Origin of the sequence: Methylotetracoccus oryzae, from assembly GCF_006175985.1 — a bacterium.
In the GTDB taxonomy this organism is placed as follows: Bacteria; Pseudomonadota; Gammaproteobacteria; order Methylococcales; family Methylococcaceae; genus Methylotetracoccus; species Methylotetracoccus oryzae.
In genome coordinates this window covers 86,165-100,321 of the sequence record NZ_SRSH01000007.1, presented here as the reverse complement: position 1 = coordinate 100,321, position 14,157 = coordinate 86,165, and the positions used below count along the sequence as shown (strand labels likewise).

The following is a 14,157-nucleotide window of genomic DNA, read 5'->3' as shown; positions in this document are numbered from 1 at the left end:
GAACCGCGCGGGCCGAAGCCGAGAAGGCGACACCAGCCTCGAACCAACGAAACCTTGACCGACACGTGTCGGTCGCCCTGGAACCCTCCCCCGGATAGCACCGCGTGGACAAGCCCACTCTCCTTTTGCTGATCCTCGTTCTGACGACCGCTGGCTACTATTTCGGTCGCAAGCGCTCGCTGGACATCGTGTCCGGCAAGGTCCAGGAACTGCATTCGCTACCCAGCTACTACGGCTACTACCTTGCGATGTGGGTCGGCGTGCCCACGCTATTGCTGCTGCTCATCTGGCTGGGGTTCGAGGGAGCGGTGCTGAGCCGTCTCGTCGTGGCTGACTTGCCGGGCGAACTACAGGGCGATTCCGGCGAACGCGCTGCACTTCTGATCAACGAGATCAGGAATACCATGGCCGGGGCGGGGTCCGGCAGTGGCGATCCGTCCATTCAGGCAGCAGCCAATCATTACCGGCACCTGCAGGCTGTCAGCGACTGGCTGTTGAGCCTTGGCGTAATCGCTCTGGCCGCGCTTGGAGGCTGGTTCGGTCACCGGCAAATCGAGGTCGAGCAGCGCGCCCGCAACAAGGTCGAGAAGGGCACGATGGTCTTTCTGATCGCCTGCTCAACGATCGCGATCTTCACCACGGTCGGCATCGTGCTTTCGGTCGTGTTCGAATCCGTTTTGTTTTTCCAGAAAGTGCCCGTAACGGACTTTCTCTTCGGGTTGCGCTGGAGTCCACAGATGGCGATCCGCGCTGACCAGGTGGGTTCCTCCGGCGCCTTCGGGGCCGTTCCCCTGTTCACGGGCACTCTGCTGATCTCCTTCATCGCAATGGTCGTGGCGGTCCCGATCGGCTTGATGTCGGCCATTTACCTCGCCGAATATGCCAGTCCCCGGGTGCGCACGGTCGCGAAGCCGCTGCTGGAGATTCTGGCTGGCGTACCGACCGTGGTATACGGTTTCTTCGCCGCGCTGACCGTGGCCCCTTATATCCGCGATCTCGGGCAGTCGCTCGGGCTCGACGTCTCGTCGGAGAGCGCGCTAGCGGCCGGTCTGGTCATGGGCGTCATGATCATCCCCTTCGTATCGTCGCTTTCGGACGACTTCATCAATGCCGTGCCGCAATCGCTCCGCGACGGGGCTTATGCCCTGGGGGCGACGCAATCCGAAACCATCCGGCAAGTCATCATTCCGGCAGCGCTTCCCGGCATCGTTGGCGGTATCCTGCTGGCCGTTTCGCGCGCGATCGGCGAGACGATGATCGTCGTCATGGCCGCTGGGCTTTCCGCCAACCTCACTGCCAATCCACTGGCCGCAGTGACGACGGTGACCACGCAGATCGTGACATTGTTGGTCGGTGACCAGGAGTTCGATAGCCCCAAGACGCTGGCTGCATTTGCTCTGGGTCTGGTGTTGTTCCTGGTCACGCTGATGTTGAATATCGCTGCGCTGATGATCGTGCGCAAATACCGGGAACAATATGAATAGTGCGTCCTCATCGCGTCCGATCACGCCCGGCGAAACACTCGCCAAGGTCAAGGCGGGTCTGCCGCGGCGCCGTGCGGCTGAACGGCGTTTCCGCGCCTATGGTCTCGCGGCCATCGTCGGTGGTTTGGTCGTCCTCGCGATCTTGCTGCTCGATATTCTGTTCAAGGGACATTCGGCGTTCTGGCAGACCCGCATTGAACTCGACGTGTTTGTCGACCCCGCCATGGTGGCGGCTTCCAGCGATGAGCGGACGCGCCTGATGGAGGCCGATTATTCAGGGATGATCCGGCAGGGCCTTGGTAAACTGTTTCCCGAGGTCACCGAACGCGGGCGTAAGCGCTCGCTAGGCGCGCTGCTGAGCGGAGGCGCGCCATATGAACTTCGCGACCGAGTCGTCGCCGATCCCGCCCTCATCGGCCAGACGATACCAATCTGGGTTACCGCCTCGCCAGACGTGGACATGTTCGAGAAGGGCCAACTCGGGGCGCCAGATACGGACTCGTTCCGGCTGAAGAGCGACCAGATCGAATGGCTGGCGCGCCTGAAGCAGGAGCACCGGCTGGAGAAGCGCTTCAATACCCAATTCTTTTCGGCGGGCGATTCCCGCGAGCCCGAGCAGTCGGGCATCTGGGGGGCGGCCGTGGGGTCATTCTTCACGCTGCTGGTCACCCTGTCCTTGTCGCTGCCGATGGGTATCGCAGCCGCCATTTACCTCGAGGAGTTCGCTCCGCGCAACCGGTGGACGGACGTCATCGAAGTCAACATCAACAACCTCGCTGCGGTACCGTCCATCGTGTTCGGTCTCCTTGGTCTGGCGGTATTCATCAACTTTTTTCAACTGCCTCGGTCATCCCCGCTCGTCGGTGGCTTGGTGCTGACGCTGATGACCTTGCCAGTGATCATCATTGCGGGCCGCTCGGCGCTCAAGGCGGTACCCCCATCGATTCGCGAAGCAGCGCTTGGCGTCGGCGCGTCGTCGATGCAGACCGTGTTGCATCACGTCTTGCCGCTGGCTCTGCCGGGCATGCTGACCGGTGGCATCATCGGTATGGCGCGGGCTCTGGGTGAGAGTGCGCCGTTGCTGATGATCGGCATGGTTGCCTTCATCGTCGATGTGCCGGGGAGTGTGATGGATCCGGCCACTGTCCTTCCGGTGCAAATCTATCTTTGGGCGGACAGTCCGGAACGCGCCTTCGTGGAACGCACGTCCGCCGCCATTCTGGTGCTATTGGCGTTTCTAATATTGATGAATGGCCTGGCGGTCTACCTGAGGCGGCGCTTTGAGCGCCGCTGGTAGGAAGGCGTCGAGGTAGGAGATAAAAACGTCCATGAACAGCTTGCTGGAACTGAAAACGGCTATGAGAGACGAAAGGACCGAGGTGAAGCCGGCCAAGAGGCTAGGTACGAACGTCTCGTTCGATCGTGACTACGGCGACACCGTAGGCGAAGTCACGGCATCCAACGCAAGAATGGTCTGTCGGGATGTGAACGTGTTTTATGGGCCCAAACAGGCGATTCATGGGGTTAACCTCGATATCGGCCGGAATGAGGTCATCGCTCTGATCGGCCCTTCGGGCTGCGGCAAGTCGACCTTTATCCGTTGCCTGAACCGCATGAACGACACCATCGTTGGTTGTCGCGTAACGGGTTCCATCCAGCTTGACGGGCAAGACATCTACGACCCGCAGATGGACGTCGTGCCGCTGCGGGCGCAGATCGGCATGGTATTCCAGAAGCCCAACCCGTTTCCGAAGTCGATCTACGAAAATGTTGCCTACGGACCGCGCATCCATGGCTTGACGCAGAACAAGGCGGAACTCGAAGAAGTGGTCGAGAACTCCTTGCGACGCGCGGGCCTTTGGGATGAGGTCAAGGACTCCCTGGACCAGCCCGGTACCAGTCTCTCCGGCGGACAGCAGCAGCGCCTGTGCATCGCGCGGACGATCGCAGTGAACCCGGAAGTCATTCTGATGGACGAACCGTGTTCGGCGCTGGATCCGATCGCCACCGCGCGAATCGAACAGTTGATCGACGAATTGCGCATGCAGTTCACGATTGCCATCGTCACCCATTCGATGCAGCAGGCCGCCCGCGTGTCGCAGAGGACTGCCTATTTCCATCTCGGGAAACTGATCGAAGTCGGCGAAACGGCGCAGGTCTTCACGAATCCCCGTCATCAACTGACTGAAGATTACATCACCGGCCGATTCGGCTAAATCTCGCGTGAGGAAGGGCCATGTCGGTACCTAGAGAAGGCCACATCGTTCGCCGTTACGACGGTGAACTCAGCCACCTCCACTATCTGGTTCTAGAAATGGGTGCCTTGGCGCTCACCCAGGTCAAGGATGCGAGAGACGCCCTGTGCGACCGCGACCTGACACTGGCCCAGCGTGTGATTGCACGCGAAAAAGACGTCGACGCCTGTGAATTGCGCGCGGACTCCGAAATCGTCCAGCTGATTGCCTTGAGGACGCCGGTCGGCAGCGATCTGCGCCTGGTTTTCGCGGTATCCAAGAGCATCACGGATCTGGAGCGGGTCGGCGATGAAGCGGCGCGAATCGCTAACCTCGGACTGCAGTTATTAGGCAGTGAAGGTGCCGATCCCAACCCGGTTTTGCTGCATGACATCGCCAGCATGGGCGCTCTTGCCGTTGGCCAACTGGAGAACGCCTTGCGAGTCGTGGACCGGTGGGACCGGAATCTCGCCGAGGACCTCCTGGAGGCTCATGAAGAACTGGATTTCGAGTTCCAGGCCGCGTTTCGCCGGCTGGTGACCTTCATTATGCAGGACCCCCGGAACATCGGCTTCGCCGTCAATATCGTCCTGATCATCAAGGCCTTCGAGCGTATCGGGGAGCACGCGCAAAATCTGGCCGAGTACGTTCTCTACCAGATCGCCGGCAGGGACATTCGGCATCGCGTCGAGCCGTGATCCATCTGCGGCGTCTTCGTGCGTGTCAGTGTCACCTGTTTTGGGTGGGCTCGGGTTCCGACCTAGGCAGACACCAAGACGCGCCCAACGCCCGGCGGCAGTTCGTAAACGAAAGGCGTGGGCAGGAAGCTCATCGGCCACTCGGGTGATACATCGGTCAACGGCGGCGGACTTTGCACATACTGGTAGAGGTCTTCCGTATGGAAAGTCTGGCGGTTCCACGGGTCCTTGTTCAGGACGAGCAGAGCCTCGCGGCCGGATCGCGGGGCCGCCTTCCACAGCACCAGGACGCCGGGGTTGGGGTGCGGCAGTACCTCGGTAAGGCTTTCCTCCTGGAATACGTCGTGACTGGCCTTGATCTGGTTGACGCTGCGAATGAAGTCCGTCAGGTCGATCGGCGTTTCCTCCCAGTCCGACGGCCGTGTGTTCACGACGTGCAATGGGCGGGCGAAACCGTATTCATAGCCCATCGGCATCATCACGCCGGCAGAGAACAGCGCCGCAAAAAGGTAACGCTGCTTCATCAGGTCCTGATTGCCCTGAGAGTCGGCAGCCAGCCGTGGCGTGTCATGACTTTCCGGGAAGCTGATCGACGGTGAGGTGTCGCGTGTCAGATGGTATTGCTCCATCAGCCATGGACTGGAAAAGTCCCACCACTTGGAGCTGTTGAAGATGTAATCGAAGCCGGCCCTCGCCGTCTCCTTGGTCTGATCGGCCGAACACCCCAGTGTCTCGGCGGCAAAGACGGTATCGGGCCGATCGCGCCGCGTGTCATTCATCAGCCGGGACCATACGGACTGCGGAATCTGATAAGCGGCGTCGCAGCGGAACCCGCGGAAGCCCAGCCCGGCAAGGTAATCGATGACTTCCTTGCAGAAACGGATCAGCGGCTCGCGCTCGCTGGTTCCGAAATCGAAGCGCGCGAGGTCTTCCCAGACCACAAGGTGGCCCTCGTGCAGGCAATGCGGATGAGCGATTTTCCCGCCTTCCCGTACGAACCACTTGGGATGGTCCTGCAGTAGCCGCGAATCATACGCACAATGGTTGATGACGAGATCCACCATCATCGACAGTCCCAATTCCGACGCATAGCGCACGATGTCGCGCATCTGCTCCTCGGCCGTCTGGGTCGAGGCCGGATCGAGCAGCGCCGTGTTGATCGCGAAATAGTCCCTGATCGAATACAGGCTGCCTGACTTGCCAGGCTGTTGAATCGGGTTCACAAAGACCCAGTCGAAGCCGAGATCGGCCGCGCGTTCCAGATGGGGTTTCCAGTCCTTCAGAGGGCCCGCCAGCAGCGGAAAAAGATTGTAGATGCGCATCGACTCGGTTACTGCGGCCTTACTTCTCGCGAATGTAGTCGTAGATGTTCATGTAGTGCTGCCCCGGATGGTTCCACGAGTAGTCATAACGCATGGCATTCTTCATGAGTTCGCGGAAGTGCTCGGGATACTCGTAGTAGCAGCTGATGGCGCGTCCGAGGGCCGATTCAAGCCCGCCGAAGTCGTAGTCGCGGAAGATGTAGCCGTTCCGCTCATGCAAGGGGCGGTGTGAATAGTCCTTGTCGAACACGGTGTCGGCGAGCCCGCCCACCTCACGTACCACGGGCACTGTGCCATAACGCATGGCGATCATCTGGGTCAGGCCGCAGGGTTCGAAGCGGCTGGGGACGATGACCATGTCGGCGCCCGAGTAGATCAAGTGCGACAACTCCTCGTTGAAGCCGATCTCGAGATGGCAGTCGGGATTGTCGTTGAGCTGGTGTTTGAGGCCCCAGAAATAATTGTTGATCTGACTGTCGGGGCTTGAGCCGAGCAGTACGAATTGCCCGTTTCGGTGCAATGTGTAGAACATCGCGTGCCGTATCAGTTCCAGACCCTTCTGCGGATCCAGACGCCCGATGAAGGCAACGATGGGCTTCTCGTTGTCCGACAACAACAAGCGGTCGCGCAACGCAATCTTGTTACGGTATTTGTCCTCGATTGTGTCGGCGGTGTAGTGGAACGGGATATAGCGGTCGATTTCCGGGTTCCAGGCTTCGTAGTCGATCCCGTTCAGCACGCCACCGTATTTCTGGTGATGTATATGGAGGGTTGGTTCCAGCCCAAAACCCTCGCCATGGTCCTTCGCTTCCACTGCGTGACGCGGAGAGACCGTGGTGATGAAGTTCGAATAGACGATCCCGCCCTTCGTCAGGTTGATGGCATGCACGTTGTTGTTGTCGCGCAGGCGATCATAGTGGAAGTAGTATTCGGGCCGGTTCAGACCGGTCGCGTGGAGCAGGTTGGCCCCTGTAACGCCCTGATGCTTGAAGTTGTGGATCGTGAAACAAACCCGCGGGTGGGTCATGCCCAGGTGCTGGTAGATTTCGTACAGGAATACCGGTACCAGCGCGGTCTGCCAGTCATGGCAATGAATGATGTCCGGATGTTTCCCCGATTTCCACAGGAATTCGAGTGCTGCCCGCGAGAAAAACGCGAAGCGCAGGATGTCGTCGTTGAAGCCGTAGATGCAACCCCGGTTGAAAAAGTTGTCAGCGGAATGCGGCTCGATGAAGAAGCACTTGCGGCCGTGGGCAAAGCCGAAATAGACGGTGCAATGGATCGAACCGCCGTACCACGGCACCCAGAGATCGTTATAGGTCTCCGTCAGGCCCCAGACCTGATCGTAGCGGAGCGAATCGTACTTCGGCAGGATGATCTCGACGTGATTGCCGCGAATCTCCTGTTCCTTGGCCAGACCGAACACGACGTCGGCCAAGCCTCCGACTTTGGCGACGGGTGCGATTTCCGGCGTGACATGGACGATGAACATGGATGGCCGAGGCGTCGGCTCAGGCGCCGCGACGGCGTCGGGCGCGTTGCCCGCTGCGGGCTCGCTCTCGGGTTCAAGACGGCCCGCGATTGAGGGGCCCGGTTCCGTTTCCGGCTCGGGAACATTTTCGGGGCCAGGTGCTGGGGCAGATAGGGGCTCGAAAAGAACCGGAGGCTCCGGGGCCGCCACCGCCTCCGGTTCGACTGCTTGGGGCGAACTGGATTCGGTCGCCACAACTGCGCTCACCCGTTCTTCCGTCGGGGTTGGCCCTGTAGCGGCCTGCAGCGGTTCCCTCGCAGCGACTGCCACGCTTGCCAAAACGTCGGCAGGTTTGTCGGGCGTCGACGCGGCCTTTGCCGGAGGCTGGGTGGCCGGTCCTACCGATGAGTCGGCCGGGGGCGGGGAGCTGTCGGTACCCGCTTTCTGATCTGGCGCCGCCTTGTCCTGCATCGAGGGGGTAACCACTTCACGCTTCGTCGGCTTCTCTGCAGGGCTACCCGTGCCGGCCGCCTGGCCGCTCTTCGTGGCTTTGGGCGCGGCAGCGCGCCGCTCAGTCACGGCCGGCTGATCCTCGCGGTTCTTGTCGGTTGTATGTGGGCTGCGCGAGGGAGGGGTTTTACCGCTCCCTGCCGGTCCTTTCGATTTCTTCGTCGTCATCGGCGAGCGTCTGTCAGTCACCCAGGTATGGGCGCTAAGTGTAAGTCATGCCTGGGTCAAAGGAAATCCGGGATAAGGTGCGGCGAATGACCGCAGTGACCAGCAATCGTCGTTGATTTCGGAAGCTGCTCTTTTTCCCGCCTATTTGGCAATCGTGATGGCCGGCGTGTTGAAACGCGGTAGATCGACGACCGTCATCTGGTAGAGGGTCGTGAGCAGCTGGAAGGCGGCTCGGTTCCACGGGTAACCGGTATCCGGCTTCAATGCGTAGTGCCGGCCATTCAGATAGGCGGTTTGCTCGGCATCGAGGATAGGCAGTGCCGACGACATCAGCTCCAGTGTATGCGGCGGGTTCTCCCGCACCGGCGGCGTGCGCGGATCGGGCGCAACATCGTACTCGGGCTCGTCGGTCAGATCACGGCCGACGAAGGCGAGCACATTCATGAAGCTGCGCAGCCGGAATTTGCCGACGATCGGAAATTCGCCGCCCGGAAAGCCGGGCCGGATGTCGATGGCGATCTCGTTTGGTGCGTTGTGCTCGATCACATCGTTCAGGCGGAGCCGTTCGTCGTTGGTCAGAGCGTCCGGGTCATAGTTCGTGATCATCAGCCTTCCCTCCTCCTGCTTCTGCAACCGGTAGGCCTTCGCGTTCGCGTCGTAGCTGACCTCGTATTCGTGTTCCAGCGCCTGGAAGCCTTCCGCTGTGACGGATTCGACCGGCAGCGTCCACTCGCGGACGAAGGTCAGGGGTTCCACGTAAAGATGGTTGCGATCCTGGATCGAGGACAGATGCAAGACGATACGGCGAAACAGCGGATAGCCCGCCGTATGGGAGGGGCGATTGAGATGTGAGCGCTCCTGTCCTTGCTCTTCGATGCGCACCTCGCCTGCCATCAGGCGCAGTGCCAGATCAATGTCGGTGTACTGGCGCAGCAGCAGCGTCAATTTCCCTTCATCCATCGGATTGAGCAGCCGCTTGGAGAAGTCCTCGCCCTCGATGGGAACGATGCTGAAGGTTGGATTGTCGGAGGCGCTGCCCCCGAATGTGGGCAGAATCATGCCGCCACTATCGCCTGTCAGTGCCGGGGTGGCGCCGGCGTTGACCGTGTAGTTGAAGGTGGCGGCGATGCTCGTGACGCCGGTGAAGTGTGCCGTTTGACGTTGACCGACCCTCACGATATTGGCTAGCAATTGCTCCGCGAGGATGTCGGTCGTCGCGGTGTTATAGCCCTGGACTGCCTGTTTCAGGGAGATTGCCGACATGCACCCTGGCTGCATCAGCAGGGCCGACAGTACCGGGATACCAAAGATTCGATGCAGCGCTGCCGACGGCTTGCATGTTGCTTCACACCGTTCGTTCTCTCGACCCATGCCGTTCCTGTTGCTTGAATCCGTCCGTATCCATTCTCCCATGGTGCGGGGCCGCAATATACTGTCAGGCCACGGGGAGGCTGGGCGAGGGGTGCGTTTGGCAGAGGGTTGGAGCGAGTAGCCGAGGCACCCGCTCCGATGATGGCCCGAACAGTTTACAAGAGGATGAAGACGAGTCCGATGCCGGCCAGGATGAAGCCGCCGGCAGTTCTGATCAGCCAGCGCTGGCTGCGGTAGTCACGTTTCACGTTGCAGTCACTCCAGGGTTAAAGGCGTAAGCCACGAGACGGCGGCAGTGACGCAGGAAAGAGCCTCGCTAACAGCGAGAGCAATCTGGTGCAGCGCACTGCCACCTCACACCCCACGTTGGGGATGCGGCGCGTGATTTCAACCGTTACGGCTTGTCCTGTCGCCAAGGCGGCGCCGGAGCACTTGATTTGCCGGCCTGAAACCTGCTGCTCATGGGTTGTGGAAGGCGTTGCTCGGTTCTGCTCTATCGATGATGCCCAACTCGGTGAGTTGCGCGGCGAGCGCTTCCCAGCGTTCGAGGCGCATCGTGCCAAGTTCGCTCTCGCTTGGATCGGCAGGGGCGATCAGCGGCTCTTGCGCCGCCGCAACGGCGGCAAACGTTTCCAAATCCATGGTCGGATTCAGTCGGTGCATCTCCGCATTGGCGGCCCGCGGGTCCTGCAGATAGGCCTGCCAGCCGCGGCGCACCGTGGCGACCAGGGAGCGCACGAGTTCGGGGTTTTCGGCGATCACCTTACTGCGGGTGATGATCACGCCGGCATAGGGGTTATATCCGACGTCGGTCAACGGGAACACCTGGGGATCGGCACCTGCGCGCCGCGCCGCTATCGGCTCCGCGGTGATGAAACACTGCTGGGCGAACAAGGGATCGTGAAGGAACGGTGCCAGATTGTTGGTGTAGGGTACGGCGCGCACTTTGTCCAGCCCGAAGCGCTGCCGAAGCAGCCGTTCGTAGGGTGTCCCCGGTTCCATCGCGATGGTACCGCTCTCGAAGACCTGGGCCAGCGACTTCAGCCCTCGCCCGGAGTGGGTCATGATGCCCTGCGGAAAAGTCTGGTACACCGCGTAGATGGCGACGAGATCGGCGCCACGCGAACGCGCGATCAGCACGTTGTCGGCACTCGAGACTCCGAAATCGATACGGCCCGCGGCCACCATCTGCTCGACGGGCGTTCCCGGACCTCCACCGCGCACGTCGAGAGACAAGCCTGCTTCTCGATCGGCCCCGATCTGCAGCGCTGCGTAGTAGCCTCCGAACTCGGGTTCCGGCACCCAGTTCAGTTGCAGGGCAACCGGAGTGCGGCCATCCGCTGCGGGCGCGTCGCCGCCTGCCGAACAGCCGGTGAGGTTCAGCACCAGCGCGAGCAGGAAGCCCGCTGAATACCTCATATGCATCCCGTCTACTCCTTGGTTTCCGAAACATGCCAGTGGCGCATGCTGAGAAAGCTCGCCAGGTTGACCAGTGCAAAAAAACCCAGGCCCAGCAGCGAGGCCATCAGCACGGCGGCGAATACCTTGTCGGTTTTCTGTTCCTTGATCGCCACCTCGATCGCGGTACCGATGCCGCCGCCCGCCTGATACGTGTCAGCGACGAACTCACCCACGATGGCGCCGATCACCGCCAGTCCGGAGGCGATCCGCAGACCGGTCAGGAAATGGGGAATCGAGCTGGGGAGTCGGAGCTTGAGCAGGGTCGCCAACCGCCCGGCGCGGTAGATGCGGAAAAGATCGCAGAGTGCCGGGTCGGTCGACAGCAGCCCGCTGAGCGTGTTGGCGATGATGGGGAACACCGACACGATGAACGCCGCGGCGGTGATGGCCCTGATCCCATAGCCGAACCAGATGACCAGCATCGGTGCAATCGCTACGACGGGCACCGTCTGAAAGAACACGGCGTAGGGATAGAAGGCCCGCCGGACCCAGGGGTGCATGGAGAGTACGACCGCGATCGTGCCTCCGAACACCGCACTGAACACAAGGCCCAGCGATGCGGCCAGCGCAGTCTGCAAGGTCGCTCGCGACAGTTCGCCGGCATTGTCTGCGAGGGCCGACAGGACCACGGATGGCCGGGGCATCAGGTAGGTCGGTGTGGCCGTGGCCAACAAGGCCAGTTCGAGGCCCGCTCCGATCACCAGAAGGCTGACGAGCGGCGGAACGATGGCAGACAGGCGTGAGCCGTGCGTCATGCCGAATGGCCCTGAGCCAGGACTTGCGCCAGCGCCGCGCATTCGGAGGCGAACTCGACGGTCGTCTGCACGGCCTCTCGCCGCGGTCGGGGCAGGGCGATGGGGCGGTCCGTCAGGATCGTACCGCCTGCCGCCGACAGCACGAGCGCACGATCGGCAAGGAAAACCGCTTCGGCGATCGAGTGCGTCACGAATACGACCGTCATCCGGCGTGCCATGAACAGTCCTTGAAGGTAGTCATCCAGATGCTGGCGGGTCAGTGCATCCAGGGCGGCGAAGGGCTCATCGAGCAACAATAACCGGGGTTCGGTTATCAGCGCGCGTGCCAGCGAGACCCTCATGCGCATGCCACCCGACAACTGCGCGGGAAAGCGCCCGGCCGCCTCGCCGAGTCCCACGGTAGCCAGCAGTTTGGCTGCAGCGTGCAGGCGTTGCTCCTTCGGTACCCCAGTCAGTTCCAGCGGTAGCGCGACGTTATGCAGAACGGTGCGCCAGGGCAGGAGGCTAGGGTCCTGAAAAACATAGGCAATAGGCCAGGGATTGCTGTCGATCGCGACCCGCCCGGCGTCGGGTCGATCGAGTCCCGCAATCAACCGCAGCAGCGTGGACTTGCCGCAACCGGACGGCCCGAGCACGGCGAGAAACTCGCCGGCATCGATGCGCAAATGGAAATCCGCGAGTACCTGCCGCCCACCGAAGTGGCGTGACAGCTTTGAAATGGAAACCGCGACGCCTATCCCGGACTCTGGGGTGTGTGGCCTGGGCGGAGAATGGCTCATCTTAGCGGGATCAGGCGGGCGCCATGTTCGTTACGGTAGCGGGGCTTCATGTCGAATCGCGGCTCGCCGTGTCGCGGCAGCCTCACCGATGCGTGCGGTCGCCCACACCGGGCAGTGAACCCACTCGGCTGGCGTGTGGCTGTTGCCGGGGGCGTCACACATGTCGCCTAGTGTAATACGGACGGGATGCAAAACTGGCAGCGGGCGACCTGCTTTTGGTAAAAAGGGCGGAGCGGGCCCATGCCCGCGAAGAACATCAACGGACGACCAAGACCACAATCATGAGCCTCACGCGTCGACATTTCATGCAATTGACTTTGGCTGCCAGCGCATTCTCGGCGCTGCGGGTGGCCGGTGCGGAATCCGAGCCCAGAGTCCGGTTGGCTCTGGGTGCCCCGGGCCCGTTCAGCTTTGACGCATTGAAGTCCATGGCCCGCGAACGGGCCAGTCGTGACTACGTGCCGCCGCCACAGCCTGACCCGGAAATCGTCAAGCAGATCGACTACGACGCGCACGGCAAACTGACCTATCGAAAGGAGGCCGCCTTGTGGGCGGACTCGGGTAGTGCCTATCCGGTCACTTTTCAGCATGTCGGCATGTTCTTTCCCAAGACCGTCAGGATGCATGTCGTGGAAAAGGGCCAGGCGCGAGAAATCGCCTACGACCCTCGCCTTTTCAATGCCGGGCCTGATCACGTCGCGCGCGGGCTCAAGCCCGAACCATCGGCCTTCGCGGGTTTCTGGGTCCAGGAGCGGCGCGACGGTCCGGACTGGAAGAAGCTGGAGCCCTGGGTGACTTTCCTCGGCGCCTCGTATTTCCGCGCCATCGGAGCGCTGGGGCAGGTCGGGTTATCGGCCCGCGGAATCGCGATTGCTCCCGGGACATCCAACCCGGAGGAATTTCCGGACTTCACCGCCTTCTGGTTCGAAGGCGCTGCCAAGGCGAGTGATCCGCTGATCGTCTACGCCTTGCTGGATGGTCCCAGCCTGGCGGGTGCTTACCGGTTCGCGCTGCATCGGACCAAAGGCGTCATGATGGAGATCCAGGCGGCGCTCTATTTGCGCAAGGATGTCGACCGTCTCGGCATCGCGCCGCTGACGTCCATGTACTGGTTTTCCGAGACGTCCAAGCCAACGGCGGTCGACTGGCGTCCGGAGGTCCACGACTCGGACGGGCTGGCCATCTGGAATGGCGTTGGGGAGCACATCTGGCGTCCCCTCAACAATCCACCGCATATTTCGGTGTCCAGCTTCCAGGACCGCACGCCCCGCGGCTTTGGACTGTTGCAGCGTGATCGCGTCCTGGATCACTATCATGATGGGGTTCGTTACCATCTCAGGCCCTCCGCCTGGGTCGAGCCCAGGGGTGACTGGGGAGCGGGCGCGATCCAACTCACCGAGATTCCGACCGACGACGAGATTCACGACAACATCGTTGCGATGTGGGTGCCGGCCGAGCCGGCCAAGGCGGGGCAGAGTTACGACTTCGCTTACAAACTGCACTGGCTGGCCGACGAGCCCTATCCGAGCCCGCTGGCGCGTTGCGTGGCAACTCGACTCGGCAATGGGGGGCAGCCCGGAAAGCCCCGACCCAAGGGCGTGCGTAAGTTCATGATCGAGTTTCTCGGGAAGCCGCTGGAGAAGATCCCGTTCGGTGAGAAGCCGGAACCGGTCATTACCGTGTCGCGTGGCGAGTTGTCCCGAGTCGAGATCGAGGCCGTTCCGGACGACGTCCCCGGTCACTGGCGCACTCACTTCGACTTGGCCGTGTCCGGACCGGAACCCGTTGAGATGCGGTGCTTCCTGCGCTTCAAGGATCAGGTTATGTCCGAAACCTGGCTGTTCCAGTACCACCCGTTTTGAACAGGTGGGGGGACCCGCATTGGGCATCTGCGTCAGCGTTGA

At 61.6% G+C, this 14,157-nt stretch carries 11 protein-coding genes; 5 read left to right on the top strand and 6 right to left on the bottom strand.

The window, feature by feature from the left end:
* Positions 1-104: 104 nt before the first annotated feature.
* The 4 genes from pstC (at position 105) to phoU (ending at position 4,416) form a co-directional block, all read left to right on the top strand.
* The gene (gene pstC, locus BWR02_RS08770) at positions 105-1,484 is read left to right on the top strand and encodes a phosphate ABC transporter permease subunit PstC (RefSeq protein WP_139557372.1); all 1,380 of its coding nucleotides are present in this window, start codon (positions 105-107) and stop codon (positions 1,482-1,484) included.
* Positions 1,477-2,781 carry a phosphate ABC transporter permease PstA gene (gene pstA, locus BWR02_RS08765; protein ID WP_139557371.1) on the top strand — a complete coding sequence of 435 codons (1,305 nt, stop codon included), beginning with the start codon at positions 1,477-1,479 and terminating at the stop codon, positions 2,779-2,781. The genes pstC and pstA overlap by 8 nt, the downstream gene beginning before the upstream one ends.
* Positions 2,782-2,953: 172 nt before the next feature.
* Entirely contained in the window at positions 2,954-3,700 is a 747-nt protein-coding gene (pstB, locus tag BWR02_RS08760; protein WP_236102079.1) for a phosphate ABC transporter ATP-binding protein PstB, read from the top strand.
* A gap of 20 nt (positions 3,701-3,720) precedes the next feature.
* On the top strand, positions 3,721-4,416 hold the full coding sequence (phoU, locus tag BWR02_RS08755; protein WP_139557370.1) for a phosphate signaling complex protein PhoU: 696 nt from the start codon (positions 3,721-3,723) through the stop codon (positions 4,414-4,416).
* A gap of 62 nt (positions 4,417-4,478) precedes the next feature.
* Here the strand turns inward: phoU and BWR02_RS08750 are convergent, their stop codons facing one another.
* From BWR02_RS08750 to BWR02_RS08725, 6 genes are all read right to left on the bottom strand, one after another.
* Positions 4,479-5,738, bottom strand: a complete 1,260-nt coding sequence (locus BWR02_RS08750; RefSeq protein ID WP_139557369.1) for an alpha-amylase family glycosyl hydrolase — start codon at positions 5,736-5,738, stop codon at positions 4,479-4,481.
* 19 nt (positions 5,739-5,757) lie between these two features.
* A complete protein-coding gene (locus BWR02_RS08745) occupies positions 5,758-7,230 on the bottom strand; it encodes a glycogen synthase (RefSeq protein ID WP_201276206.1) in 1,473 nt (490 codons plus the stop codon).
* 798 nt (positions 7,231-8,028) lie between these two features.
* Positions 8,029-9,150, bottom strand: coding sequence for a hypothetical protein (locus BWR02_RS08740; RefSeq protein ID WP_236102056.1), 1,122 nt, complete (start codon positions 9,148-9,150; stop codon positions 8,029-8,031).
* Positions 9,151-9,717: 567 nt separating this feature from the next.
* Entirely contained in the window at positions 9,718-10,683 is a 966-nt protein-coding gene (locus BWR02_RS08735; RefSeq protein WP_201276205.1) for an ABC transporter substrate-binding protein, read from the bottom strand.
* A 5-nt stretch (positions 10,684-10,688) separates the two neighbouring features.
* On the bottom strand, positions 10,689-11,474 hold the full coding sequence (locus BWR02_RS08730) for an ABC transporter permease (RefSeq protein ID WP_139557367.1): 786 nt from the start codon (positions 11,472-11,474) through the stop codon (positions 10,689-10,691).
* Entirely contained in the window at positions 11,471-12,253 is a 783-nt protein-coding gene (locus tag BWR02_RS08725; protein WP_139557366.1) for an ABC transporter ATP-binding protein, read from the bottom strand. The genes BWR02_RS08730 and BWR02_RS08725 overlap by 4 nt, the downstream gene beginning before the upstream one ends.
* A gap of 281 nt (positions 12,254-12,534) precedes the next feature.
* Between BWR02_RS08725 and BWR02_RS08720 the strand changes: the two genes are divergently transcribed.
* Entirely contained in the window at positions 12,535-14,115 is a 1,581-nt protein-coding gene (locus BWR02_RS08720) for an OpgD/OpgG family glucan biosynthesis protein (RefSeq protein WP_139557365.1), read from the top strand.
* Positions 14,116-14,157: the final 42 nt, after the last annotated feature.

What these genes read in the sequence shown, in the direction of transcription:
- pstA (WP_139557371.1), top strand. Translation starts at nt 1,477, where the DNA reads ATGAATAGTGCGTCCTCATCGCGTCCGATCACGCCCGGCGAAACACTC.
- pstB (WP_236102079.1), top strand. Translation starts at nt 2,954, where the DNA reads ATGGTCTGTCGGGATGTGAACGTGTTTTATGGGCCCAAACAGGCGATT.
- phoU (WP_139557370.1), top strand. Translation starts at nt 3,721, where the DNA reads ATGTCGGTACCTAGAGAAGGCCACATCGTTCGCCGTTACGACGGTGAA.
- BWR02_RS08750 (WP_139557369.1), bottom strand. Translation starts at nt 5,738, where the DNA reads ATGCGCATCTACAATCTTTTTCCGCTGCTGGCGGGCCCTCTGAAGGAC.
- BWR02_RS08745 (WP_201276206.1), bottom strand. Translation starts at nt 7,230, where the DNA reads ATGTTCATCGTCCATGTCACGCCGGAAATCGCACCCGTCGCCAAAGTC.
- BWR02_RS08740 (WP_236102056.1), bottom strand. Translation starts at nt 9,150, where the DNA reads ATGTCGGCAATCTCCCTGAAACAGGCAGTCCAGGGCTATAACACCGCG.
- BWR02_RS08735 (WP_201276205.1), bottom strand. Translation starts at nt 10,683, where the DNA reads ATGCATATGAGGTATTCAGCGGGCTTCCTGCTCGCGCTGGTGCTGAAC.
- BWR02_RS08730 (WP_139557367.1), bottom strand. Translation starts at nt 11,474, where the DNA reads ATGACGCACGGCTCACGCCTGTCTGCCATCGTTCCGCCGCTCGTCAGC.
- BWR02_RS08725 (WP_139557366.1), bottom strand. Translation starts at nt 12,253, where the DNA reads ATGAGCCATTCTCCGCCCAGGCCACACACCCCAGAGTCCGGGATAGGC.
- BWR02_RS08720 (WP_139557365.1), top strand. Translation starts at nt 12,535, where the DNA reads ATGAGCCTCACGCGTCGACATTTCATGCAATTGACTTTGGCTGCCAGC.